This is a genomic window from Ilumatobacter sp. (assembly GCF_039969435.1).
Lineage (GTDB): Bacteria > Actinomycetota > Acidimicrobiia > Acidimicrobiales > Ilumatobacteraceae > Ilumatobacter_A.
This window is the reverse complement of sequence record NZ_JBDVNU010000038.1, coordinates 34,784-59,290: the sequence shown is the minus strand read 5'-3', so window position 1 is coordinate 59,290 and position 24,507 is coordinate 34,784. Positions and strand designations below refer to the sequence as shown.

General features: G+C 67.4%; 20 protein-coding genes. 18 read left to right on the top strand and 2 right to left on the bottom strand.

Annotated features, from left to right (window positions below):
- Window positions 1–64: 64 nt before the first annotated feature.
- A complete protein-coding gene (locus ABJK40_RS21480; protein ID WP_348482079.1) occupies window positions 65–517 on the top strand; it encodes a hypothetical protein in 453 nt (150 codons plus the stop codon).
- On the opposite strand, the gene ABJK40_RS21475 is transcribed toward ABJK40_RS21480, so the two are convergent.
- Complete coding sequence (locus ABJK40_RS21475) at window positions 480–1,724, bottom strand: geranylgeranyl reductase family protein (protein WP_348482077.1); 1,245 nt, start codon at window positions 1,722–1,724, stop codon at window positions 480–482. The two genes, ABJK40_RS21480 and ABJK40_RS21475, sit on opposite strands and share 38 nt — an antisense overlap.
- A 355-nt stretch (window positions 1,725–2,079) precedes the next feature.
- Between ABJK40_RS21475 and ABJK40_RS21470 the strand changes: the two genes are divergently transcribed.
- The gene (locus ABJK40_RS21470; RefSeq protein ID WP_348482075.1) at window positions 2,080–2,928 is read left to right on the top strand and encodes a MaoC/PaaZ C-terminal domain-containing protein; all 849 of its coding nucleotides are present in this window, start codon (window positions 2,080–2,082) and stop codon (window positions 2,926–2,928) included.
- Between the two features lie 90 nt (window positions 2,929–3,018).
- Here the strand turns inward: ABJK40_RS21470 and ABJK40_RS21465 are convergent, their stop codons facing one another.
- Window positions 3,019–4,785, bottom strand: a complete 1,767-nt coding sequence (locus tag ABJK40_RS21465; RefSeq protein ID WP_348482092.1) for a proline--tRNA ligase — start codon at window positions 4,783–4,785, stop codon at window positions 3,019–3,021.
- Window positions 4,786–5,023: 238 nt separating this feature from the next.
- Between ABJK40_RS21465 and rimP the strand changes: the two genes are divergently transcribed.
- The 16 genes from rimP to dapB all read left to right on the top strand — a co-directional run bounded on the left by rimP (window position 5,024) and on the right by dapB (window position 24,500).
- Window positions 5,024–5,599 (top strand): ribosome maturation factor RimP, encoded by a 576-nt coding sequence (gene rimP / locus ABJK40_RS21460; RefSeq protein WP_348482073.1) that lies wholly within the window; start codon window positions 5,024–5,026, stop codon window positions 5,597–5,599.
- An 11-nt stretch (window positions 5,600–5,610) separates the two neighbouring features.
- The gene (gene nusA, locus ABJK40_RS21455) at window positions 5,611–7,038 is read left to right on the top strand and encodes a transcription termination factor NusA (RefSeq protein ID WP_348482071.1); all 1,428 of its coding nucleotides are present in this window, start codon (window positions 5,611–5,613) and stop codon (window positions 7,036–7,038) included.
- A 355-nt stretch (window positions 7,039–7,393) separates the two neighbouring features.
- Window positions 7,394–10,324, top strand: a complete 2,931-nt coding sequence (infB, locus tag ABJK40_RS21450) for a translation initiation factor IF-2 (RefSeq protein WP_348482069.1) — start codon at window positions 7,394–7,396, stop codon at window positions 10,322–10,324.
- Window positions 10,325–10,483: 159 nt separating this feature from the next.
- Complete coding sequence (locus ABJK40_RS21445; protein ID WP_348510395.1) at window positions 10,484–12,313, top strand: ABC transporter substrate-binding protein; 1,830 nt, start codon at window positions 10,484–10,486, stop codon at window positions 12,311–12,313.
- Between the two features lie 105 nt (window positions 12,314–12,418).
- A complete protein-coding gene (locus ABJK40_RS21440) occupies window positions 12,419–13,639 on the top strand; it encodes an ABC transporter permease (RefSeq protein ID WP_348482065.1) in 1,221 nt (406 codons plus the stop codon).
- Entirely contained in the window at window positions 13,636–14,544 is a 909-nt protein-coding gene (locus tag ABJK40_RS21435) for an ABC transporter permease (protein ID WP_348482063.1), read from the top strand. The genes ABJK40_RS21440 and ABJK40_RS21435 overlap by 4 nt, the downstream gene beginning before the upstream one ends.
- Window positions 14,545–14,552: 8 nt before the next feature.
- A complete protein-coding gene (locus ABJK40_RS21430; protein ID WP_348482061.1) occupies window positions 14,553–15,611 on the top strand; it encodes an ABC transporter ATP-binding protein in 1,059 nt (352 codons plus the stop codon).
- Complete coding sequence (locus ABJK40_RS21425; RefSeq protein ID WP_348482059.1) at window positions 15,611–16,588, top strand: oligopeptide/dipeptide ABC transporter ATP-binding protein; 978 nt, start codon at window positions 15,611–15,613, stop codon at window positions 16,586–16,588. The genes ABJK40_RS21430 and ABJK40_RS21425 overlap by 1 nt, the downstream gene beginning before the upstream one ends.
- 123 nt (window positions 16,589–16,711) lie before the next feature.
- Window positions 16,712–16,990, top strand: coding sequence for a hypothetical protein (locus tag ABJK40_RS21420; protein WP_348482057.1), 279 nt, complete (start codon window positions 16,712–16,714; stop codon window positions 16,988–16,990).
- A 134-nt stretch (window positions 16,991–17,124) separates the two neighbouring features.
- The gene (locus tag ABJK40_RS21415) at window positions 17,125–17,781 is read left to right on the top strand and encodes a DsbA family protein (protein WP_348482055.1); all 657 of its coding nucleotides are present in this window, start codon (window positions 17,125–17,127) and stop codon (window positions 17,779–17,781) included.
- A gap of 119 nt (window positions 17,782–17,900) precedes the next feature.
- Complete coding sequence (gene rbfA, locus ABJK40_RS21410; RefSeq protein WP_348482053.1) at window positions 17,901–18,290, top strand: 30S ribosome-binding factor RbfA; 390 nt, start codon at window positions 17,901–17,903, stop codon at window positions 18,288–18,290.
- Window positions 18,291–18,302: 12 nt separating this feature from the next.
- Complete coding sequence (truB, locus tag ABJK40_RS21405) at window positions 18,303–19,175, top strand: tRNA pseudouridine(55) synthase TruB (RefSeq protein WP_348482051.1); 873 nt, start codon at window positions 18,303–18,305, stop codon at window positions 19,173–19,175.
- A gap of 91 nt (window positions 19,176–19,266) precedes the next feature.
- On the top strand, window positions 19,267–20,220 hold the full coding sequence (locus tag ABJK40_RS21400; RefSeq protein WP_348482049.1) for a bifunctional riboflavin kinase/FAD synthetase: 954 nt from the start codon (window positions 19,267–19,269) through the stop codon (window positions 20,218–20,220).
- A gap of 295 nt (window positions 20,221–20,515) precedes the next feature.
- The gene (rpsO, locus tag ABJK40_RS21395) at window positions 20,516–20,785 is read left to right on the top strand and encodes a 30S ribosomal protein S15 (protein WP_348482048.1); all 270 of its coding nucleotides are present in this window, start codon (window positions 20,516–20,518) and stop codon (window positions 20,783–20,785) included.
- A 302-nt stretch (window positions 20,786–21,087) separates the two neighbouring features.
- Window positions 21,088–23,592, top strand: a complete 2,505-nt coding sequence (locus ABJK40_RS21390) for a polyribonucleotide nucleotidyltransferase (protein ID WP_348482046.1) — start codon at window positions 21,088–21,090, stop codon at window positions 23,590–23,592.
- Window positions 23,593–23,714: 122 nt separating this feature from the next.
- Window positions 23,715–24,500, top strand: coding sequence for a 4-hydroxy-tetrahydrodipicolinate reductase (dapB, locus tag ABJK40_RS21385; RefSeq protein WP_348482044.1), 786 nt, complete (start codon window positions 23,715–23,717; stop codon window positions 24,498–24,500).
- Window positions 24,501–24,507 lie beyond the last annotated feature (7 nt).

The window sequence follows — 24,507 nt, the reverse complement described above, 5'->3', positions numbered from 1 at the left end:
GCCGTCGTGAGACGACAGGTCGGCCCGACGGGGACGTATCCCCGTGTACCCGTATCCTCGGGTCATGACCGACCGCGACACGACGACGGCGGACGACCTGCACGACGACGGCGCCGACGACTCCCTCGACGAGGCCGCCGACGCGCTGGCCCAGGAGGACGATGCCGTCCCGTTCGACGCCGACGACCGCGCGAAGCTCGAATCGCAGTGGCAGCGCACCGAGGACGAGGCCCTGGCCGATCGTCGTGTGTCGTCGATCGCAGCGGGCCGACGCAAGGGCGGCGTCATGGGCGCGGCGATGGCGGGTGCCATGCTCGCCATCCAGGAGATCTACGAAGGTCCGAAGAAGGACGACATGGTCGCCGTGTCGGAGTCCCCCGACGAGCCCGGCGACATCGACACGGACGGCATCCTCGTCCAGGTCGGCGACGTCGACGTCGAAGCCAAGCTCCCCTCACGATTGACGGGGTCGGCCGGGGTCAGACCCCGGCCGACCGGTAGGCACCGGGTTGTTTGAAGAGCTTGCGGTGCCAGCGTGACGGGGTGAGCGCGATCGCCCGGGGCTCGTCCTCGAACATCCAGCGGGCGAAGTTGCGCCGGCCCCACTCGCCGGACCCGGCGACGACGCGGATCGCTCCGCGCGCGCCCCACTCCTTGGCGAGGACCCTGCCGAGTGCGAGCGACATCTTGTGGTCGGCGATCAGGTGGTGGTGCACCTCGCGCTCGTACAACTCGTTGGCGACGTCGGGCCGAGTCGCCCCGGCCGCGATGATCGACTCCGCAGCGAGTCGACCGGTGAGCAGGGCCTGGCCGATGCCTTCCCCCGTCATCACGTCGGTCGCGGTGGCGGCGTCGCCGACGAACAGCACGCGATCGGCGCTGAGCGGAAGCGCATCGATCCGGGCGGGGATCGGCCACGCCGTGTGTCGGTCCTCCATCTCGAATCCGGCACCCAACGCCTCGACGATGTGCGGCCGCGCCAACAGGTCGGGCCAGATCGCCTTGATCTCCTTCCCGGACCGATCGCCGTCGCGCAGCACCCCGAAGCCGATGTTCGCGCGGTTGCCGGGGAGCGGGAACGACCACGCGTAGCCGGGAAGCAGGTCGGCTTCGAACCAGACGTGGAGTCGACGCGACGCCGTTCCGGTCACGTTGCGTGCGTACTGACGGAACCCGTGCCACTCGCCGAGGTAGCCGGGTTCGTTGAGTCCGACCGCCTTGCGCACGGGGCTCCACATCCCGTCGGCGGCGACGACGTAGCGCGTGTCGATCGTGAGGCCGTCGGCGTCGACGCGCACGATCTCACCGCCATCGGCGTCGGTCCGGTGATCGAGCGACCGGAAGCCGTGTCCGTCCCGGACGTCGGCACCTGCCGCTCGAGCGATGTCGAGGAGTGCGTCGTCGAGTTGGAGTCGAGGGGCCACGGCGGCGTACCGGCCGTCGGTGGGCAACGGCACGGTGACCTCGCGCCCCGACGGAGAGCGCAAGGCGGCGCCGGACACGTCGAACCAGTCGCCGACGGTTCCGGGGTCGAACCCGAGGCCGTCGAGCTCACGGAGCGCGAGCGTGGTCAATCCGTCGCCGCAGCACTTGTCGCGTGGAAAGGTCGCCTTGTCGATCACGATCACCGATCGCCCCGCCCGAGCGAGTTCCGTCGCTGCGGCCGAACCGGCCGGGCCGCCGCCCACGACCAGGACGTCGGCGCTGAGGTTCTTCTGAGTCATCGCCGGTGAGGCTACGAGTCCCGTCTCCATCGACCCCGACGAAGCCCCGATTCGGCCCGACGATCCGCCTGCGTATCGGAACGCCGAGGTCAGCTGCGACGTGAGTCTCTCCCGACGTGGGACGAGGAGGGCATGCGAGACCAACCGCGGCCCGCCGGTTCCACCTCCCCGATCACCGGACTGTCAGGCCGGCCTGACACCGAGATCGATCGAGTCAGGCCAGCCTGACACATGCCTCGATCGACTCCCGGAACTCACCACGCCAGGCGGGCGAGGGCCTTCACCCCTGCGGAGCCGGGCGTTGACGTGTCCGTCGGGTCGTCGATCGAGCGTGGGTGCGATCTACGGTCCATGCATGGCTCTGAACCCCGACGCACTCGGCTCCACCTCTGACCCGATCGAGGTCGCGTGGACCTCCAAGGACGCCCTCCTCTACGCCGTCGGCGTCGGCGCCGGCCACGAGGAGTTGGCGTTCACCACGGAGAACACGGCCGACACCGAGCAACTGGTGCTGCCGACGTTCCCGGTCGTCATCGGGTACGGCCGAGGCTCCGCGATGCGTCACATCGGGTCGTTCGACCCGGCGTTGCTCGTCCACGGCCAGCAGGCGATCACCCTGCACCGCCCGGTTCCCATCGAAGGATCCGTCACGATCACCGGTGAGATCACCGCGATGTGGGACAAGGGCACGGCGGCCGTGGTCGAGACCACGAGCACCGCGGTGATGGACGACGAGCCCCTGTACAGCCTGACGTCCTCGGCGTTCATCCGTGGTGCCGGCGGGTGGGGCGGCGAACGCGGCCCGTCCAGGCCGAAGAACGAACCGCCCGCATCCGACCCGGACCACGAAGTGACCTACCAGACCTCACGCGACCAGGCGTTCGTGTACCGACTGTCGGGCGACCGCAACCCGCTCCACACCGACCCGGCCTTCGCGGCCATGGGCGGGTTCGACACGCCGATCCTGCACGGACTGTGCACCTACGGATTCACCGGGCGAGCGCTGCTCCACGCGGTCTGTGGTTCCGACCCGACCAGGTTCCGACACGTGGAAGGTCGCTTCGCGTCGCCGGTGTTCCCCGGTGAGACGCTGACGATCCGCACGTGGTCGATCGGAGACGGTGAGACCGTGTTCACGACGAGCGCCGGCACGGGCGACACCGAGCGCGTCGTGATCGACCAGGGCCTGCTCCGCCACGGCTGACGCACCGGAACCCGCTCATGAACCCGCTGCGGTGAGCCTCCGTCGGCCGGGAGCCGACCCAGGCTCACCGCACGGGTGGATCCGTGGAGGTCAGGTGGTGCAGACGGCGACGAGGTGGGCGACGATGTCGGCCAGAGCGACGTCGTCGCTGTCGCCGGATGCGCGGTCCTTGACCTCGATGGTCGGTTCCTCGGCCTCGATGCCGCGTCCGACGACGGCGATCGTGGGGACGCCGATCAGTTCGGCGTCCTTGAACCGCACGCCGGGCGAGACCTTGACGCGGTCGTCGAACAGCACCCGCAGGCCGGCGGCCTCGAGTTCGCCGGCCAGCTTCTCTGCCGCCGACTCCTGCGGGCTGCCGGGCTTGCCCGCCATGACCAGGTGGACGTCGGCCGGTGCGATCTCGCGCGGCCACACCAGCCCGAGTTCGTCGCAGTGCGCTTCGGCCACCGCGGCGAGACAGCGCGAGACGCCCACGCCGTAGGAACCCATGGTGGGCGTGAGCGGCTTGCCGTCCTCGCCCTGCACCCACAGGTCGAGCGCCTCGGCGTACTTGCGGCCGAGTTGGAAGATGTGGCCGATCTCGATGCCACGTGCGATCTCGACGCGCTCGCCGCATGCCGGGCAGACGTCGCCGTCGAGGATCTCGGCGGCCTCGATCACCCCATCGGGGGTGAAGTCCCGTCCGGCGGTCAGGTCGATCACGTGACGGTTGTACTCATCGGCGCCCGTGACCCACTGCGTGCCCGAGACGACCCGCGGGTCGACCAGGTAGCGGATGCCCGACGAATTGTTCGTGCCCAGTGCGCCGGGCCCGATGTAGCCCTTCTTCAACGACGGGTACTTCGCGAAGTCGTCCTCCCCGAACGGCTCGGCCTCGGCGGGTGCCACGACGGCCTCGAGTCGCTTCATGTCGACGTCGCGGTCGCCCGGGATGCCGATCGCCAGCGGCTCGATCGTGCCGTCCGGGTGCTTGAGGTTGACGACGAGGTTCTTCAACGTGTCGGCTGCGGTCCAGTCGCGATCGGGGTGGCGCATCGACTCGTCCTGGTTGACGAACTCGACGAGCGTGGCGATCGTGGGGGTGCCGGGTGTGTCGTGGATCTCCGCAGCACGGAGACCGTCGACGGGGATGTCGTCGGGCACCGGCGTGGTGACCGCTTCGACGTTGGCGGCGTAGTCGCACGACGTGCACCGGATGTAGGTGTCCTCGCCCACGGCCATCGGGGCGAGGAACTCCTCGGACTTCGAACCACCCATCGCCCCCGACATCGCGGACACGATCACGAAGGGCAGACGCAGTCGCTCGAAGAGCCTGATGTACGCCTCGCGGTGCATCGCATACGAGGCGTCGAGCCCGGCGTCGTCGAGGTCGAACGAGTACGAGTCCTTCATGACGAACTCGCGGGTGCGCAGCAGACCGGCGCGCGGGCGGGCTTCGTCGCGGTACTTCGTCTGGATCTGGTAGAGGCTGACCGGCAGGTCCTTGTACGAGGCGGCGATGTCCTTGACCATCAGCGTGAACATCTCCTCGTGGGTGGGTGCGAGGAGGAAGTCGGCGCCTTTGCGGTCGACGAGGCGGAACAGGTTGTCGCCGTACTCGGTCCAGCGGCCGGTCGTCTCGTACGGCTCGCGGGGGAGGAGCGCAGGGAAGTGCACCTCCTGCGTGCCGGCTCTGTTCATCTCGTCACGGACGATGTTCTCGACGTTGCGGAACACCTCCCAGCCGAGCGGCAACCAGGAGAAACCACCGGGCGCGGCGCGCCGGATGTATCCGGCGCGCACCAGGAGCCGGTGGCTCGCGACCTCGGCGTCGGCGGGGGCCTCACGGAGGGTCTTCAGGAACATGGTCGACATGCGCAGCACGCCGCAGAACCTACCGTTGCGTCACTGCGCCGGGCCGCTCGCCTTTCGTCGTGTCCGCCGAACGGCGAACGATCCGGTCCCCGAACCGAAGGTTCGATCGTGCTGCTAGCATCGGTTCCCGCAAATTGGTTCGTTGACCAAGGCGTGGGGCGTCAGCCTCACGCCTTGTTTGTTGAATGGGCCCCGGAACCGTCGCACGCGCGACGTCAGGAGAGGAAGGTGAATCGACATGGCCAGTGAACTCGAACGAGTACGTGCGCTGGTGGAGCCCATCACCGCCGACCTCGACCTGGACCTCTACGACATCGAGCGCCGCGGTGGCACCGTGCGCATCACCGTCGACACGCCTCCCGGTTCCGACGGTGGGATCAACCTCGACACGCTGTCGCTGGCGACGCGTCTGATCAGCCGGGAACTCGATCACGAGGAACCGATCACCACGCAGTACACGCTCGAGGTCACGAGCCCCGGCCTCGAACGGACCCTGCGCACACCGGCACACTTCCAACGAGAAGTCGGCAAGGACGTCACCGTGCGCCTCGCCGGTCATGCCGTCGCCGATGGAGGAGCGCGTCGTGTCGACGGCAAGCTCCTCGCGGCCGACGACACCACCGCCACGCTGCTCACCGCCGACGGTGACGAGCGGGCGATCGCGATCGCCGACGTCGACAAGGCGCGCACGATCTTCGAGTGGGGTCCCAAGCCCAAACCCGGCAAGGGCCCCGGCAACACCAAGTCGAAGAACTCGGCGAAGGACAACCAGAGCAAGTCGGGTCAGAGCATGAAGGAGAAGCAGCAGTCGTGACGAACATCGACATGAGCGAAGCCATTTCGGCGTTGGCCGAGACGAAGGGTCTGACGGAGGACGCACTCCTCCACGTCCTGGTGGACGCGCTGGCGTCCGCCTACAAGCGACGTCCCGACGCGGCCGACGAGGTCGTCGTCGAGGTCAACCCCGAGACGATGGAGTTCTCCTTCATCGGGTACGACGTGGACGAGGACGGCAACTGGGTCAACGAGCGCGACGACACACCGAAGAAGGAGGAGATGGGCCGCATCGCCGCCCAGACCTTCCGTCAGGTGATGAGCCAGCGCATCCGCGAAGTCGAGTCCGACCGCAAGTTCGAGGAGTACGCGAACCGCGAGGGCGACATCGTCACCGGCATCATCCAACGCACGGATACGCGCTACACGCTGCTCGATCTCGGCCGCGCCGAGGCGTTGCTGCCCCAGGCCGAGCAGGTGCCGTTCGAGCGACCCGCCCAGGGCGAGCGTCAGAAGGCGTACATCGTCGAGGTGCGCCGCACGCCCAAGGGTCCCCAGATCGTCGTCTCGCGCACGCACCCCGGGCTCATCAAGCGTCTGTTCGAGTTGGAAGTCCCCGAGATCGCCGACGGCATCGTCGAGATCAAGGCCTGCGCCCGTGAACCCGGTCACCGCACCAAGATCGCCGTCTGGTCGAACGACCACAACGTCGATCCGGTCGGAGCCTGCGTGGGTGCCCGTGGCGGACGCGTCCGCATGGTCGTCAACGAGATGCGCGGCGAGAAGATCGACATCGTCCCGTTCTCCGAGGACCTCCCCGACTTCGTCGCCAAGGCGCTCTCGCCGGCCAAGGTCACCCAGGTGATCATCTCCGACGACGGCACCCAGGCCGACGTGATCGTTCCCGACCACCAGCTCAGCCTGGCGATCGGCCGCGAGGGTCAGAACGCGCGCCTCGCCGCCCGCCTCACCGGTGTGCGCGTCGACATCCGTTCCGAGACGCAGTACGCCGAGGGCATCCCCTCGGGCGGCCGCGACCAGGAAGAGGTCGACTACGCCGACGGACAGTGGGTCGCGAACAAGGAGACCGGCGAGATGGAGTGGCACGCCAGCGACGGCACCGTCATCTCGGAGTCGGCCTGGCAGGACCAGCAGGCCGCCGAGGCCGCCGCTGCCCGTCAGGCGGCACGTGACGCCGAGGACGCAGCGGACGCCGCCGAGGCAGCGGGCGGGTCGGCGGTCTCCGACGCAGCCGATGCGTCGGCCGGATCCGAGTCGGAGGTGGCGGCCGGTTCACACGCACCGCTCGACGACCTGGCGATCGCTCCGGACGGATTCCCGATCAAGGGCAATGCCGACTCGATGAAGTACCACGAGCCCGACGGGCAGTGGTTCGAGTCCGCGGTCGCCGAGATCTGGTTCGACACGGCGGCATCCGCCGAGGCGGCCGGCTACACCAAGGCAGGGTCGAGCGATTGATCTGCGCCGCCCCGTCCGCAGCTGCATCGGCTGCCGTACACGTCGAACGACGCGCGAACTCGTGCGCGTCACACGTTCGGTCCGTGACGACGGCACCGCCATCGATGTCGATGGCGCCAGCGACGGTCGGGGTGCGTGGTTGTGTCGGCACGAGGGTGGCGTCGCGTCCGACGCCTGCCTCGCCACCGCCATCGCAGCCGGGCAGTTCGCCCGAGCGTGGCGGACCCCGCTCGACGAGCGCGACATCGATGCGATCCGCCGAGCGATCGGCGCCTCGCACACAGACGAACGAGACTCGCCCGCGCAAATGCGCCCTGGGTGAGGGAATGACGACAGGGAAAGGTTGAATCGAAACGTGCCTGCGAAGAAGATCCGCGTCCACGAGCTCGCCAAGGAGCTCGGGATGACCAACAAAGAGGTACTCGACCTCGCCGGAGCTGCGGGTGTTGCCGCCAAGGCACCCTCGTCGTCCCTGCAAGAGGCGTACGCCGACATGCTCCGTCGTCGCGCCGAGCGCGAGGGCCTCGTGCGAGACGAACAGCCCGAAGAGCCGAAGAAGGCCGCGTCGAAGAAGGCGCCGGCGAAGAAGAAGGCGGCCGCCAAGACCGCCGCTGCCGACGCAGCGCCGAAGTCCGAGTCGTCGAGCGGCCGAGCCGACGACACGGCCGGTGACGCGGGTGAGGACACCACGGCGGCGCCCGCGGCGCCCACGATCACGTCCGCCACACCGCCACAGGACGCTCGGGTCTCCGAACCGTCCGCGCCCGCCGAGACCGCTGCGCCGGTGCCCGACGCACCCGCCCCCGCTGCCGCTGCCGAGGCCCCGGTCGCCGACGTACCCAAGGTCGGCGACAGCAGGCCGGTCGCCTCGGAGCCCCCGCCGCCGCCTCCTCCGGGCAAGGCACCCGTCGGTGCCACCCCCAGTGTCCCGGTGCAGCCCGCCGGACCATCCGCCGCCGATCTCGTGGTCCTCGCGGCCGAAGGCAAGCCGATCCCGAAGATGGCGGCCCGTGTGGAGCCGGCTCCGGTCGTCGCACCTCCGCCGCCTGCTCCCGAGCCGCGTCGCGTCATCTCGAGCGCGCGTCCCAGCGCCGACGGCACACCGCCCCCGGACGCTCATCCGCCGATCCCGGCCGACATCGTCGATCCCGCAGCGCCCACCGCACGCGGACCCGTCGGTCCCTCGGGCCGAGCGGTCCCGCCGCCCCCCGGTGGAGCCAAGCCGCTCTCGCCTTCGGGCAAGCCGATCCCGCCTCCTCCCGGCTCATCGCGTCCGGCCCCGGCCGGTGCCCGTCCGGCAGGTGCCGGTGGGTATCGCGGTGGTCCCGGCGGTGGCGGCGGAGCTCGTCCCGGCGGAGGCCCCGGTGGCCCGCGCCCCGGTGGTGCAGGTCGACCCGGCGGCGGTCGCCGACCTCCGCGCCGCACCGGTCGTCGGCGTCGCCGTCGCGACCAGGACGAGCTGCAGCCCCAGGCAACGCAGTACACGTCGTCCGACGTCGCTGTCCCCGAGGGCGAGATCATCATCGAACGCGGCGTGTCGGCCCAGGAGTTCGGTCCCAAGCTGAACCGCACGTCGGCCGACGTGCTGCGCTTCCTGCTCACGAACGGTGAGATGGTCACCGCGACCATGACGCTGGCCGACGAGCAGATGGAGCTCTTCGCGCTCGAGGTGGGTGCCGAGATCCTGATGGTCGAGCCCGGCCAGCAGGAAGAGGTCGAACTGCAGAAGTTGTTCGACGACTCCGACGACGACGAGGACCTCGAGCCCCGCGCCCCGGTGATCACCGTCATGGGCCACGTCGACCACGGCAAGACCACGCTGCTCGACCGCATCCGCGGTGCCAACGTTGTCGACGGTGAGGCCGGCGGCATCACGCAGCACATCGGTGCCTACACGGTGCAGAACGAACACGGCTCCGTCACGTTCCTCGACACCCCGGGCCACGCGGCGTTCACGCAGATGCGTGCCCGCGGTGCCGACGCAACCGACATCGTCGTGTTGATGGTCGCTGCCGACGACGGCCTGATGCCCCAGACGATCGAGGCGATCAACCACGCTCGAGCGGCCGATGTGCCGATCGTCGTGGCGGTCAACAAGATCGACAAGGCGAACGCCGACCCGCAGCGGGTGCTCACGCAACTCGCCGAGTACGAACTCGTCCCCGAGTCCTGGGGCGGCGACACGATCGTCGTCGAGATGTCGGCCCTCAAGGGCGAGGGTGTCGACGAGATGATCCAGCAGCTCCAGGTCGTCGCAGAACTCGAAGAGCTCCAGGCGAACCCGAACGGCCGCGCCAAGGGCATCGTCATCGAGGCGCAGCTCGACAAGGGACGTGGCCCCGTGGCCACGATCCTCGTCGACAAGGGCACCCTCAACGTCGGCGACCCGATCGTGGCCGGCGGCACCTGGGGCAAGGTCCGAGCGATGATCAACGACAAGGGCGAGCAGGTCAAGTCGGCCGGCCCGTCCACCCCGGTGCAGGTCCTCGGTCTGTCCGGCGTGCCCGAAGCCGGCGACGAGTTCCGGGCCGCGCCCGACCAGAAGATCGCTCAAGCGGTCGGCGAAGCGCGTGCGCTGCGTCTCAAGGCTCGTCACCTCCGCGAGGATTCGCGGGTCAAGACCGGCACCAAGCTCGAGGACATCTTCGCCCAGATCCAGGCGGGCGAGAAGGCCGAACTGAACATCCTGCTCAAGACCGACGTGCAGGGATCGCTCGAAGCGGTCACGAGTTCGCTGCGTCAGTTGAACAGTGCCGAGGTCGAGCTGACCTTCGTGCACCGTGCGGTCGGCGGGATCACGGAGAACGACATCACGCTCGCCGAGGCGACCAACTCCACCATCATCGGCTTCAACGTGCGTCCCGACGGCAAGGCCCGCAAGGCCGCCGATCAGGCCCAGGTCGAGATTCGGACCTACGAGATCATCTACAAGCTGCTCGAGGACATCGAGTTGTCCATGGTCGGCATGCTGGATCCCGAGTTCGAGGAGCGGGTCACCGGCGAGGCCGAGGTGCGCGAGATCTTCCGGGTCCCCAAGCAGGGAGCCATCGCGGGTTGCATGGTCACGTCCGGCGTCATCACGCGCGGGTCCAAGGTCCGCTTCATCCGCGAGGGCACGATCATCTGGAAGGGTGCGATCGAGTCGCTTCGTCGTTTCAAGGACGACGCCAAGGAGGTCCGCGAGGGCTTCGAGTGCGGTATCGGACTGGACGACTTCCAGGACCTCAAGGCGGGCGACATCATCGAGACGTACGAAGACGTCGAGGTCCAGCGCACCGCACTCTGACCCACATGCCGTGCTCGGGGCCGTGAGGCCCGAGCAGGGCATTGGCGGAAATCGACGCTGCGATAGATTTCCGCTCCGTGATTTCTTCTGCCGTGTGACGGGTGCCATACTCTCCTGAGAAGTCGAACCCACCCGGGGTTCGCGTGAAGGGGGAAGCTCATGCAACGACGTCTACGTCTCGTCGCCGCTCCGCTCCTGGCGGGTGCGTTGATCGCAACCGCCTGTGGCGGGAGCAGCGATGGTGGATCAGACACTGGTGACACCGGCGGCGACACCGCCGACTCGGTCGCCGACGACACCGGCGACACGGTCGCCGACGACACCGGTGACACCGGTGGTGAGGATGCCGGTGACACCGGTGATGCCGAAGGCGACACCGGTGATGCCGAAGGCGACACCGGCGACGCAGAAGGCGACACCGGCGATGCAGAGCCGGTCGACCCGTCGGCCGTGACCCGAGGCGGCACACTGGTCGCCCTGCTCGAAGCCGAGTCCGACACGTGGGACATCCCGGGCGCCAACTGCGCGGTGGCGTGCATCTCGGTGATGAACCAGGTCGCCGACACGTTGACGATCGTCGACGAGAACGGTGCCATCCAGCCGTTCCTTCTCGAGGCGTACGAGGTGAGCGACGACTTCACGACCCACACGCTCACGATGCGCGACGGCGTCACGTTCCACGACGGCACGCCTGCCGACGCGGCCGCCGTGCAGCGCAGCCTCATCGAGATGGCGAGCGGCATCCTGCAGGGACAGGTCTTCCTCGACCTCGTGAACGGCTCGCCGGTCAGCGCCGACAACCCGGGCGACCCGGCGGACTCGATCGTGCTGACCGACGACAAGACCGTCACGGTGACGTTCAACAAGCCGTTCGCCACGTTCGGACAGAACATCGCCGGTCGCACCGGCTGGCTCATCGCCCCCAGCTTCTGGGACAGCGAGACCCGCGCCAGCGATCTGATGATCGCGACCGGGCCGTTCACCATGGACGAGCAGGTGCGTGACGAGGTCACCCGTCTGTCGGCGAACCCCGACTACTGGCGCACCGACTCGGCGGGCGAACCGCTGCCGTACCTCGATGGCATCGAGTTCCGCCCGAACCCCGACGGTTCGGCCCGGCGCGCAGCGATGCAGTCCGGCGACGCCAACGTCAACCAGGACAGCGACGGAGAGAACAAGGAGTTCTGGGAGGGTGAATGGGTCGACGGTGGCAACACCATCGCTCCCGCCGCAGCCGACCAGGAGACCGGCTACCTGATGCTGAACAACGCGAAGGCGCCGTTCGACAACCCACAGATCCGCGAGGCGCTCGCACTGTGCACCGACCGCGACCTGTACCTGCAGCTGCGGGCACCCGGCAACGTCAAGGCGAACGGACCGTTCGCCGAGGGTGCGCCGGGCTTCATGGAGGACCCGGGCTTCCCCGACTTCGACGCCGCAGCCGGCAACGCGCTGTTGGACGAGATCGGCCGTCCCGACGTCATCAACTACGGCACGACCAACTCGCCGTCGAACCTGCTCACGGCCGAGCTCTTCCAGAAGATGTGGACGGACAACTGCGGACTGAACGTCGTCATCGACCAGTTCGACCAGTCCGAACTCATCACCCGGGCGATCTCCGGCGACTTCGAGGTGTTCGCATGGCGCAACCACGGTCAGGGCAACCCGGGCCTCGAGTTGGTGTGGTGGCACAGCCGCCACGCCGAGGGCCTGGCGTTGAACTTCGGTCGCATCATCGATCCCGTGGTCGACGAACTCCTCTTCGAGGCGTGGTCGACGACCGATCGTGACGAACTCGACCGGATCGGCCAGGAGATCAATCAGCAGTTCTCGGCCAACGTGAACAACATCTGGCTCGGCTTCACCGACTGGAACAACGGTGTCGCCGCCGGAACGAACGGTGTCAACACCGTCACGATCGACGGTGAGACGCGAGTCGTGGGCCAGTACGCAGGTCGACTGTTCCTGCACGAGGCCTGGATCGGCTGACCAGGGGCTCCACGAGCCTGACCTGAAACACCTCGGTTGCGGGGACGCCCACTCGGCGTCCCCGCAACCACCGACCCCGACACCCCGAACGGCGGACCTCACTCCATGATTGCCATTCTCGTGCTCATCGCCTTCCTGGGCCTGTGCGGTTGGATCGCGTACGCGGCCGGCCCCAAGTTCGCGTTGAAGCGACTCGGAGGAGCACTCCTCGTGCTCGTCCTCGTGACCTTCGCGGTCTCGACGATGCTCCAATTCACGAACGGTGACGAGAGCACGAAGCAAGCTCTCGAGGACCTCGGAGTGTCGCGCAACTCCCAGCCGTGTGTCACGGCCCTCGGCACCGGAGCGAGCGTCGAGAACGTCAACGCCTGCGTCGAGGATCGCGGACTGGACGAAAATCTGTTCGTCCAGTACGGCAAGTGGACCAAGCAGTTGGTCATCGACCGTGACCTCGGTCTGGCCTTCTACAAGAACGGCGAGAAGCTGTCCGACACGATGAAGCAGCGACTTCCGCGCACGGCATGGCTGTTCCTGTACAGCCAGTTGATCGCGCTGGTGCTGGCTGTGCCACTCGGCATCTGGTCGGCCTACCAGGCGGGCCGCAAGGGTCGAGGTCTGCCGAGTTGGGCGATGCCGGCCGGTGTCGGTCTGATCCTGTTGATCGGGATCTTCGGCGGCTTCCGCATCACCACGCTGTTCGCGATCGTGGTGGCCGCAGTGGCGTTGTACAGCATCTTCGCCGGCGGGCGGCTCGCCGACAACAACACCAACTTCCTCGCCTTCGCACTCCTGTCGATTCCGGTGTTCGTGCTCGGAGAGACATTCCGCTACGCGTTCGCCGTCGAGCGCAACGTGTACTCGCTCTCCGGATACCAGCCGTGGAGCTCCGGCGCGGCAGAGCACTTCAAATCGATCTGGCTCCCCGCGATCGTGCTCGGCCTCGCGGCCACCCCGGTGTACCTCCGACTGCTTCGCGCCGACATGATCCAGAACCTGCAGCAGGACTTCGTGTCGGTCGCCAAGGCGAAGGGCATGTCGAACACGCACATCCTGCTGCGTCACGTACTGCGGCCGTCCACGGTCACGTTGATCACGGTGCTCGGGCTGAACATCGCGCAGCTGGTGAACGGAGCCATCGTCGTGGAGTTCATCTACGACCTCGACGGCATGGGCAGCTACCTGATCGCCGCGTTCGCCCGCCGTGAGTTCTTCGCCGTCCAGACCATCGTCGCCATCGTCGCGGCGCTGTTCATCCTGACCAACACCCTGATCGACGTGCTGTACACCGCCGTCGACCCCCGAGTGAAAGCCGATGCCGACTCATGACCAACGTCGCACAAGAGATCGCGGTCGGGAGCCAGCATGCCGCCGAAGCGCAGGCGGCCACGCCGGGCGGTGACGGCAAGCGCCGCAACGTCCTGTTCGGTCTCGCCGTCGCGTGGCTGGTGGCCGTCGTCGGAATCGTCGTCCTCGGCTGGATCTTCGGAGAATCGTTGCCCGGCCTGCGCGATCCCGCTGCGATCAACCAGGATGCGATCAACGCCGGTCCGTCGTGGAGGTACCCGTTCGGCAACGCCTCCTTCGGTGAGGACGTCTTCTCCCAGGTCGTGGACGGCGGGCGGATCTCACTCTTCGTCGGCTTCTCCGTCACCGCGATCGGCATCGGTCTCGGTGGGGCGATGGGCCTCTTCGCCGGCTACTACCGTGGTGTGATCGACGGCATCGTCCGGCTGATCATCAACGTGATGCTGTCGATCCCGGCGCTGTTGCTGGTGATCTTCATCGTCACCATTCGTGGGCAGTCCCTCGCGAACGTGATCCTCGCCCTGTCGCTCCTGGCGATCCCGGCGTTGGCGCGCATCGTGCGGGCCAGCACCCTGCAGGTCGCCGACCGTGAATTCGTCAAGGCAGCCGAGGTCCTCGGCGTGAAGCGTGCGTCCATCCTCGCCCGTGAGGTGCTGCCGAACGTCATGCCCACGCTGATCTCGTTCGCGTTCCTCACGACCGGGATCATCATCGTCGTCGAGGGCACGCTCTCGTTCCTCGGGCTGAGCGTGCAACCGCCGACACTCACCTGGGGCAAGATCATCGCCGTCGGGCGTGCGAAGTTGGACGTCGCCCCGCACGTCGTCGCGTTCCCGAGCCTCGTCATCTTCCTCACCGTGCTGTCGCTGAACTTCGTCGGCGACCAACTGCTCAAGCGTTTCGACATCCGAGAGGCCAGCCTGTGACCGATTCCATGCTCAGAGTCACCGACCTCGCCGTCGACTTCTCGACGCCCGCCGGAACCCTGCGGGCCGTCGACGGCGTCACTCTCGACCTGGCCGAGGGGGAGACGTTCGCCATCGTCGGCGAGTCGGGCTCCGGCAAGTCGGTGTTCGCCCGCACGCTGATCAACCTGCTCGCCGGCAACGGCACCCGCACCGGCACGATCGAGATCGGCGGCCGCGACATCGACGGGTTGTCCAAGGGCGAGGCCAAGCACTTCTTCGGTGTCGACGTCTCGATGGTCTTCCAGGATCCGATGACGTCGTTGAACCCCGTGAAGCGAGTCGACGCACAACTCACCGAGGCGATGCGCTATCACCTCAAGGTGTCCAAGTCCGAGGCGAAGGACCGTGCGATCGCACTGCTCAAGCAGGTCCACATCCCGTCGCCCGAACAGCGGATGCGGCAGTACCCGCACGAACTGTCGGGCGGCATGCGCCAGCGTGTCGTCATCGCGATGGCACTCGCCTGTGAACCGCGTCTGCTGATCGCCGACGAGCCGACCACGGCCCTCGACGTCACCGTGCAGAAGTCGATCCTCGACCTGTTGGACGAACTGCGCATCGAACGCAAGATGTCGATGATCCTCATCACCCACGACCTCGGCGTCGCCCGCGGTCGCGCCGACCGCATCGGGGTGATGTACGCCGGACGGTTGATGGAGGTCGGCAGGACGTCGGATCTGTTCTCCGACATGCGCCACCCCTACACGCAGGCACTCCTGCAGTCGATCCCGAACCCGGCGTTGAAGAGTCACTCGCGACTGCAGCCGATCCCTGGTCGCCCGCCGAATCTGCTCGATCCGCCACAGGGGTGTGCGTTCGCTGCTCGGTGTCGTCATGCACAGCCGGACTGCCTCAACTCCAAGCCGCCCCTCGACGGCGACAGTGGCAGTGAGGGCGGCCACCGGTGGGCGTGCTACCACCCGGTCGGGACCCCCGCCGGCGATGCCGCGCTCGCAGCGAACCTCGACGCCGGCGAGAACGCCGCGGGTCTACCGATGAAGGAAATCGTGGGAGAACTCGTCTGATGGCCGGCTCAGGAACAGCTCATCTCCGCGACACCGACGACGTGCTCGTACGCGTCGAGCACATGGTCGTGGAGTTCCCCATCTCCGGGGGCACCGTCCACGCCGTGTCCGACGTGAGCTTCGATCTCGTCGAAGGCGAAACGCTCGGCATCGTCGGCGAGTCCGGTTGTGGCAAGTCCACCACCGCGCGCGCTGCGATCCAGTTGCCCAAGCCCACCTCGGGTTCGGTGTGGTTCGAGGGCAAGGACATCACGAAGTTGTCCAAGGAGGAGATGCGCAAGATCCGTCCCCGGTTCCAGATGATCTTCCAGGATCCGATCTCCTCGCTCAACCCGCGACGCACCGTCAACGAGATCATCTCCGAGGGCCTGCGGGTCTGGGGCGAGAACGACAGTTGGACCCTCGACACGATCGACGACCTGATGGAGTCGGTGGGCATCGACCCGCGGTACGGCGAACGCAAGCCGCACCAGTTCTCCGGTGGACAGTGCCAGCGCATCTCCATCGCCCGAGCACTCGTGCTCGACCCGAAGGTGATCATCTGCGACGAGCCGGTGTCGGCTCTCGACGTATCGGTCCAGGCCCAGATCCTCAACCTGCTCGAGGACATGAAGGAGCGCTACGGCGTGTCACTGATGTTCATCAGCCACGACCTGTCCGTGGTGAAGAACATCTCCGATCGCGTCATGGTCATGTACATGGGCAAGACCTGCGAGGTCGCCGGGTCCGACCAACTGTTCGAGGCCCCGACGCACCACTACACGCGTGCGCTGATGGCAGCGATCCCCGGTGCCGACGTGGCGGTCGACGATCAGATGCTCGAAGGCGAACTGCCCTCGGCCATCAACCCGCCGGCGGGATGTCGCTTCAACTCGCGATGCCCGGCAGCCACCGACGAGTGCCGCTCGGTCGAGCCGCAACTGCGTGAGGTCGGCGAGGGTCACTTCGTCGCCTGTCACCACCCGGTGCTCGCCTGACGATCCGAACGGTCGTGTCGACCGTCGGGCCCTGACGTTTGGGTCGGGTCGCCTCACGGGTACCGCTCGGGTGTCCATCGAACATCGAGTGACCATCCAGGAGGATGAAGACCATTGTTGACCTTGACCGAAAGCGCAGCCACGCTGCTCACTCAGTCCCGCAAGAACCAGAACATTCCCGACGCAGCATGCCTGCGTGTGGCGCCCGCGCCGGACAACCCTGACGGTGGTCTCACGCTGGGCTTCGTCGAACAACCGGCCCCCACCGACCACACCGGGGAATCCCACGGCGTGCCGATGTGCGTCGCCGACGAGGTGGCCGCAGCACTCGACAGCGCTCAGATCGATGTGCAGCAGTCCGGCAACGACGCCCAACTGGTGATCGTGCCGAGTTCCGACTGACGTCCAGACGACGACGACACGATCCGCCCGGTGCAATGCCCGGGCGGATCGTCGCGTCCAGGGGCGGAATGCGATCGCAACGGACCGGAAGTCGGCGTCGTCTCGGCTCGGACACCGAGCGCTAACTTCGATCCATGACCTCCGCCGAGCGCCCTTCGACCGATCTGGACTTCTTCTTCGACCCCGTGTGCCCGTGGGCGTGGATCACGTCGCGCTGGGTGGTCGACGTGCAGCGGCAACGTTCGTACACCGTCGACTGGCGGTTCATCTCGTTGTGGATCCTGAACGAGGAGAACACCCAGGACTGGTACACGCCCGAGTACCGCGCCGGTCACTTCCTCGGCCATCGGTCGTTGCGCATCGCCGATCAGATCCGGCTGTCGTCGGACGATCCGGAGGCGGTCGGACGGTGGTACACGGCCGTCGGCGAGGCGCTGCATCGCGACGATCGACGTCGTGAGGCCCGCGACGACAACCAGGCGTTCCTCTCCTCGGTGTTGGCTGCGGCCGGTTTCGACCCGGAGTTGATCGCCCACGCCGACGACGACTCCCACGACGCCCACATCCGGTCCGACACCGAGCTCGCGCTGAGCCGCACAGGTCCGGATGTCGGAACGCCGATCCTGTCGTTCCGACCCGGGACCGAGCGCGAAGGAAGCTTCTTCGGCCCGGTGATCTCCCAGGCGCCGACCGGTGTCGAGGCGATCGAACTGTGGGATGCCGTCGAGAAGCTCGCCGTCAGCGGAGTCGCCGAACTCAAGCGATCGAACCGGGCGGCACCCGTCTTCTGAGTCGCCCGTTTCGGTGCGTGTCGGAACCGTGCGGCCACGCCGTGCCGCGTGCCGAGCGTCCGGGTGTCGGTGTCGGTGGTGGTGTCAGACAGCCGTGGGGACGCAGATAGGTTCGGGTGATGGCTCGGAATCAGTCTCGTGGCGGTCGGAACAGCGGCGGGCCCAAGTATCCGCGATCGGCCCGCGTGGGCGAGACGTTGCGCGAGATCATCGCGGAGGACCTCGTCCGTTTCGACGACGAGCGTCTGGAGTTCGTCACGGTGACCGGCATCGACGTCGATCCCGAGCTCAACAGGGCCACGGTGTTCTTCGACTCGCTCGCCGGTGAGGAGGGCGACGAGGAGATCATCGAGGCGCTCGGCGACTACCGCGTCAAGTTGCAGGCGTCCATCGCCCGACAGATCAAGGCGAAGAAGACACCGATCCTCGACTTCAAGCCGGACATCGCGATCCGGTCGTCGGAGCGCATCGACGAGATCCTTCGCGCCGACCGCGAACGTCGCGGCTGAGCAGCGCTCGACATGGCGCGGCGCAAGAAGCCGGCGACGACACACGGCATCGCCGTGGTCGACAAGCCGACCGGGGTGACCAGCCACGACGTCGTGGCGATGCTGCGACGTCGCTTCGACGAGCGACAGGTCGGTCACGGAGGAACGCTCGACCCGAGCGCCACCGGCGTGCTGGTGGTGGCCGTGGGCAAGGCCACCAAGTTGCTGCGGTTCGTGGAGAAGACGCACAAGGCGTACATCGGCGAGATCGTGTTCGGTGTGGAGACCGACAGCCTCGACGCCGACGGAGAGGTCACCGCCACCCACGAGATGGGGGACATCTCCATCGTCGATGCCCAGGCGCTGGTGGACGAACACCTCCTCGGTGCGATCGAGCAGATCCCACCGATGGTGTCGGCGATCAAGATCGACGGCAAGCGACTGCACGAACTGGCGCGACAGGGGATCGAGGTCGATCGCCCGCCGCGCCCGGTCACCATCCACTCGTTCACGCTCATGCCCACCGAGGAGCCTCACGTCCTGCTCGCGGCGGTGGAGTGCTCGTCGGGCACCTACATCCGCACGCTCGCAGCGGACCTCGGCCACCTCCTCGGCGGTGGAGCGCACCTGCGCAACCTGCGCCGGACCGCGGTCGGGCGATTCACGCTCGGCGAAGCTGCCGGCCCCGACGACTGCGTCCTCCTGCCGGTCGAGGACGCCGTCCGTACCCTGGATCGGATCGACCTCGACGCCCGTCAGGTCGACCTCGTCGCGAATGGCCGGCCACTGCCCGCCTGGGACGGTGACGGCCCGTGGGCGCTGTTCCGCCCCGACGGTTCTCTCGCCGCCGTCTACGAGCGAGCCGATGCACACACCGCCAGGTCGATGGTGATCGTGCCCGTCTGACATGCGAAGCCGGTGACATCCGTCCCGGATGTGTGCCACCGGGTGTGCGCACCTTTCGTCGGAATCCACGCCGGGAGCTAGCGTTTCGGTCGTGCGGATTCTCCACGATCAATCGACACCCGCATTCCCCGGCGAACGGTCGGTCATCACGATCGGTGCATACGACGGCGTCCATGTCGGCCACCAGGCCGTGATCGACCACGTCCGACGGGTGGCGGCAGAGCGGGGGTGCCGCAGCGTGCTCGTCACCTTCGATCACCATCCCGCCACCGTCGTGCGCCCGGAGTCGGCACCCAAGCTGCTCACCGACGCCGACCAGAAACTGGCGCGGCTCGCGGCCACCGGCCTCGACGCCGTGGTCATGGTCCACTTCGACGAAGACCAGGCCAACGAGTCACCCGAAGCGTTCGTCCAGCGGGTGCTCGTCGATCATCTCGCCGTGGCGGCGATCGTGGTGGGGGAGGACTTCCACTTCGGTCGCGGGCGCGACGGCAACGTGGACCTGCTCCGCAAGATCGGTGCCGAGGCCGACTTCGATGTCGAGCCACTGGAACTGCTGGCGCGTGCCGACGGCGTCGACGAGCCGGTCAGTTCCACGGCGATCCGCCGTGCACTCGCCGGCGGTGACGTCACGCTCGCCAATGCGATGCTCGGGCACACGTTCGAAGTGCGCGGCTCCGTCGTGCAGGGTGACCAGCGCGGCCGCCTCCTCGGTTTCCCCACGGCGAACGTCGAGGTGTCCAACCGGATGTGTCTGCCGGCCGACGGGGTGTACGCCGGCCGGTACGAACGGCCGGACGGTTCGGTCCACGACTGTGCGATCAACCTCGGACGCCGACCCACCTTCTACGAGCACGCCGAGACCTCCCTCCTCGAAGCCCACCTGCTCGATTTCGAGGGTGACCTCTACGGCGAGACCGCGATCGTCCGGTTCAGCCACTTCCTGCGTTCGGAACGCAAGTTCGACGGGATCGATGCGCTCATCGAGCAACTCCGGTCGGACGTGGAGAACGCGCGCACGCTCCTGATCGACTCCGCCGGCTGAACTCCGGGGTGATCGGTGTCAGACACCAATCACCCCGCCCGCCCGCCAGCGCACCGCCGGATGCGAACGTCGGGCTCGGCGAAGGCACCATCGGACCCGAGACCCCGGCGTTGCTCGCTGGTCCGGGACGGTTGCGAGCGGAAACGTGCGGGCGCCGGTAGCATCGATCCGTCCGTTTGGGCTGGTCCGACAGGTCGCTGTCGAACCGCTGCGCAGGCGTGATGCACACCGGTCCCACCGGGTTGCGACCTGACACACGATTTCCGGTTCGTTCCGGAGAAGGCGAAGTACCACGATGGCCAACACCATGGCAACCAAGGGCGCAACCATTGCGCAGCACAAGATCCACGAATCCGACACCGGGTCCCCCGAGGTACAGATCGCGCTCATGACCGAGCGCATCACCCACCTCACCGAGCACCTGAAGAAGCACAAGAAGGACCACCACAGCCGTCGTGGTCTGCTGATGCTCGTCGGTCGTCGTCGCCGCATGCTCGACTACGTCAAGGGCATCGACGTCGAGCGTTACCGCACCATCGTCGCCAACCTCGGCCTCCGCCGCTGAACCGTCCGACCCGGCATCGTCGGGTCGACTCCACCGATCTCCAACCGGTCGCGCTCCGTCGGGGCGCGACCGGTTCGCGTTCGGCAACGGGTCCATCACGTGTTCTTCTCGCCACGGTGGATACACTCCTGCGTGATCGGAACGTCCGGTCGACGGAGTTCGAAGCGCCGGTTGCCGGAAGCTGACTCCGAGACGCTGTGTGGAGTCTTGCGCTGTTGATCTCGGGTCACCCGGGAACCAGCCTTCGCACTCCGCAGAGAAGCCTCGCGGCAGGGTGTCGCGAGATCGAAAGGAAACATCACATGGCTGAAGCCATCTCCGTGTCCGGACCCATCTCGGGGACCGACAAGACACTCACCTTCGAAACGGGCAAGTTCGCCCCTCAGTCGATGGGCGCCGTCGTGGCCACCATTGCCGGCACGAAGGTCCTCACCACCGCCAACGCGGCGAAGTCCGTCCGTGAAGGCATGGACTTCTTCCCGCTCACCGTCGACGTCGAGGAGCGGGCGTACGCCGCCGGCAAGATCCCCGGCTCGTTCTTCCGCCGTGAAGGCCGCCCCACCGAGGACGCCATCCTCACGTGCCGCCTCACCGACCGTCCGCTGCGTCCGTCGTTCCCCGAGGGCTTCCGCAACGAGACCCAGATCGTCACCACCGTCCTCGCCGCCGACCAGGTCAACCCGCACGACGTGCTCTCCATCAACGCAGCATCCGCCGCACTGGTGATCTCGGGCATCCCGTTCGACGGGCCGCTCGGCTCGGTCCGCATGGCGTACAGCCAGGACGGCGAATGGATCCCGCATCCCACGTTCGAAGAAGCCGAGAACGGCACCTTCGAGATCGTCATCGCCGGTCGTGAACTCGACGACGGTGACGTCGCCGTGATGATGGTCGAAGCCGGCGGCTCCGAGAACGCGTTCTACTACTACGAGGAAGGCGCCAAGAAGGTCACCGAAGAAGTCCTCGGCGACGCACTCCAGGCGTGCAAGGTGTGGATCAAGGAATCGATCGCACTCCAGCGCGAACTCCTCGCGAAGGTGATCGAGGCCAACGGCCCGATCGAAGAGATGAAGTGGACCCCGGTCCTCGACTACACCCCGGAGATCTTCGCCGCCGTCGAGAAGTTCTCGACCGAGGCGATGAAGCCCGCCGTCACGATCTCGGCCAAGGGCGAGCGCAACGCCGCCGTCGACGCCGTGACCGCTGACGCCGTCGCTCACTTCTGCGGCGACGACGGTGAGTTCGCCGGCCAGTCGAAGATGGTCAAGGAAGCAGTGCGCAGCCTGATGAAGAAGGTCATGCGCGCCCGCGTCCTCGACGAAGGCATCCGCATCGACGGACGTGCACCCGGCGATCTCCGCGAGATCACCGCCGAAGTCGGCGTGCTGCCGAACGCTCACGGTTCGGGGCTCTTCCAGCGTGGCGAGACCCAGGTGATGAACGTCCTCACGCTGGCCATGCCGCGCATGAACCAGATGATCGACTCGCTGTCGCCGAACGACACCAAGCGCTACCTGCACCACTACAACATGCCGCCGTGGGCCAACGGTGAGACCGGACGCGTCGGTTCGCCGAAGCGCCGCGAGATCGGCCACGGCGCCCTCGCGGCCCGTGCGGTCCTGCCCGTCATCCCGAACCAGGAGGACTTCGCGTACACGCTGCGCCTGGTCTCCGAGGTCATGGCCTCCAACGGCTCGACCTCGATGGGTTCGGTCTGCTCGTCGAGCCTGTCGCTGATGGACGCCGGCGTGCCGGTCCGGAGCCACGTCTCGGGCATCGCCATGGGCCTCATCCACGAGGACGGCAAGTACGTCACGCTGACCGACATCCTGGGTGCCGAGGACGCCATGGGCGACATGGACTTCAAGGTCGCCGGCACCGAGGACGCAATCACCGCTCTTCAGCTCGACACCAAGATCGACGGCATCCCCGCCGATGTGCTGTCCGACGCGCTGGCCCAGGCCCGTGTCGCCCGCCTCGCCATCCTCGACGTGATGAACGCCTGCATCCCGGCCACCCGTGAGGAGATCGCGGAGACGGCGCCGAAGATCAGCACGATCTACATCCCCATGGACAAGATCGGTGAGGTCATCGGCCCGAAGGGCAAGATCATCAACACGATCCAGCAGGAGACCGGCGCCGACATCGCCGTCGACGACGACGGTGCACGCGGCATCGTCACCATCGGCGCGGTCGAGGCGTGGCGCATGGAGGAGGCCAAGATGGCGATCCTCAACATCGTCGATCCGCCCAAGGCGGAACTCGGTGCGGTGTACATGGGTCGTGTCGTGAACATCACCAAGTTCGGTGCGTTCGTGAACATCCTCCCGGGCCGTGACGGTCTCGTGCACATCTCCAAGATGGGTGGTGGCAAGCGCATCAACGCCGTCGAGGACGTGCTCGAACTCGGTCAGCCGATCGAGGTCAAGGTCGACGAGATCGACGACAAGGGCAAGGTCAGCCTCACCCCGACCCAGCCGCTCGTCGCCGGTGATGGCAGCAGCTCATCCGAGTCGCGTCCGTCCGACTCGGGCTCGTCCGATTCGGGTCCGTCCGACGACGCGCCCCGGCGTGAGCGGGCTCCTCGCCGCGAGCGTGAGGATCGCGACGATGCGCCCGCACCGTCGAGCGACTCCGACATCGAGACCGTGAGCTTCGAAGACAGCTTCGATGCCGAACTCGAAGGTGACCTCGGCGACCTCGGCCCGAAGAGCGAGCGGCCCAAGGCCGATCGCGACAGCGGCAACCGCCGCGGTGGCGGAAACGGCGGCGGAAACGGCGGCGGAAGCCGTCGTCGTCACCGCTGACCATCTGACCGACCCGCCGGTCCCCGGTGTTGTCGGTCGATCCGAGTGATCACGTCGGGCCGCCCGACCCGCTTTCGAGCAGGTCGGGCGGCCCGTCGTCGTTTTCGACCTACGATCGCCCGATGCGAGTCGGAGTCAATGGAGCAGCAGGTCAGATGGGTCGCGCCGTGTGCGCAGCGGTGGACTCCGACCCGGACCTGACTCTGGTGGCGGCCGTCGATCGCCACGTCGAGGGTCCGGCTCCGTGTGACGGCGTGGCTCTGTCGACAGAGCTCCATGCGTTCGCCGATGCGCGCTGCGACGTCGTGGTCGACTTCACGGTCGCCGACGCCGCTCGTCTGTCGTTGCCCTGGCTCGGGATGCACGGCATCCACGCCGTCGTCGGCACCACCGGATTCACCGCCGAGGACCTCGCCCTGTTCGAGTCGACCTTCGGTCCGGCCGGTCGGGAGGGGGAGGGTCCGAACTGCCTGATCGCTCCGAATTTCGCGATCTCCGCCGTGCTCATGATGCGCTTCGCGGCGATGGCCGCACCGTGGTTCGACACCGCCGAGGTGATCGAGTTGCATCACACCCGCAAGGTCGACGCTCCGTCGGGAACCGCGGTCGAGACCATCGAGCGGATGGCCGCAGCGCGCGACACCGACTTCGACGCGGACCCGACCGAGGTCGAGGTGTACCCGGGCTCGCGTGGGGGACTGGGGCCGCGAGGGATTCGCGCCCACTCGGTGCGGATGCAGGGGATGGTCGCCCACCAGGAGGTGATCCTGGGTGCGGTCGGCCAGACGATCACCATCCGGCAGGACAGCTACGACAGATCGAGCTTCATGCCCGGAGTCGTCCTCGCCTGCAAGAAGATCGCCGACCACCCGGGCCTGACCCGCTCCCTCGACCCGTTCCTCGACTGACCGATCC

Coding starts and splice junctions, on each gene's coding strand:
- ABJK40_RS21480 (WP_348482079.1), top strand. CDS start 65: ATGACCGACCGCGACACGACGACGGCGGACGACCTGCACGACGACGGC.
- ABJK40_RS21475 (WP_348482077.1), bottom strand. CDS start 1,724: ATGACTCAGAAGAACCTCAGCGCCGACGTCCTGGTCGTGGGCGGCGGC.
- ABJK40_RS21470 (WP_348482075.1), top strand. CDS start 2,080: ATGGCTCTGAACCCCGACGCACTCGGCTCCACCTCTGACCCGATCGAG.
- ABJK40_RS21465 (WP_348482092.1), bottom strand. CDS start 4,785: ATGTCGACCATGTTCCTGAAGACCCTCCGTGAGGCCCCCGCCGACGCC.
- rimP (WP_348482073.1), top strand. CDS start 5,024: ATGGCCAGTGAACTCGAACGAGTACGTGCGCTGGTGGAGCCCATCACC.
- nusA (WP_348482071.1), top strand. CDS start 5,611: ATGAGCGAAGCCATTTCGGCGTTGGCCGAGACGAAGGGTCTGACGGAG.
- ABJK40_RS21445 (WP_348510395.1), top strand. CDS start 10,484: ATGCAACGACGTCTACGTCTCGTCGCCGCTCCGCTCCTGGCGGGTGCG.
- ABJK40_RS21440 (WP_348482065.1), top strand. CDS start 12,419: ATGATTGCCATTCTCGTGCTCATCGCCTTCCTGGGCCTGTGCGGTTGG.
- ABJK40_RS21435 (WP_348482063.1), top strand. CDS start 13,636: ATGACCAACGTCGCACAAGAGATCGCGGTCGGGAGCCAGCATGCCGCC.
- ABJK40_RS21430 (WP_348482061.1), top strand. CDS start 14,553: ATGCTCAGAGTCACCGACCTCGCCGTCGACTTCTCGACGCCCGCCGGA.
- ABJK40_RS21425 (WP_348482059.1), top strand. CDS start 15,611: ATGGCCGGCTCAGGAACAGCTCATCTCCGCGACACCGACGACGTGCTC.
- ABJK40_RS21415 (WP_348482055.1), top strand. CDS start 17,125: ATGACCTCCGCCGAGCGCCCTTCGACCGATCTGGACTTCTTCTTCGAC.
- rbfA (WP_348482053.1), top strand. CDS start 17,901: ATGGCTCGGAATCAGTCTCGTGGCGGTCGGAACAGCGGCGGGCCCAAG.
- truB (WP_348482051.1), top strand. CDS start 18,303: ATGGCGCGGCGCAAGAAGCCGGCGACGACACACGGCATCGCCGTGGTC.
- rpsO (WP_348482048.1), top strand. CDS start 20,516: ATGGCCAACACCATGGCAACCAAGGGCGCAACCATTGCGCAGCACAAG.
- ABJK40_RS21390 (WP_348482046.1), top strand. CDS start 21,088: ATGGCTGAAGCCATCTCCGTGTCCGGACCCATCTCGGGGACCGACAAG.
- dapB (WP_348482044.1), top strand. CDS start 23,715: ATGCGAGTCGGAGTCAATGGAGCAGCAGGTCAGATGGGTCGCGCCGTG.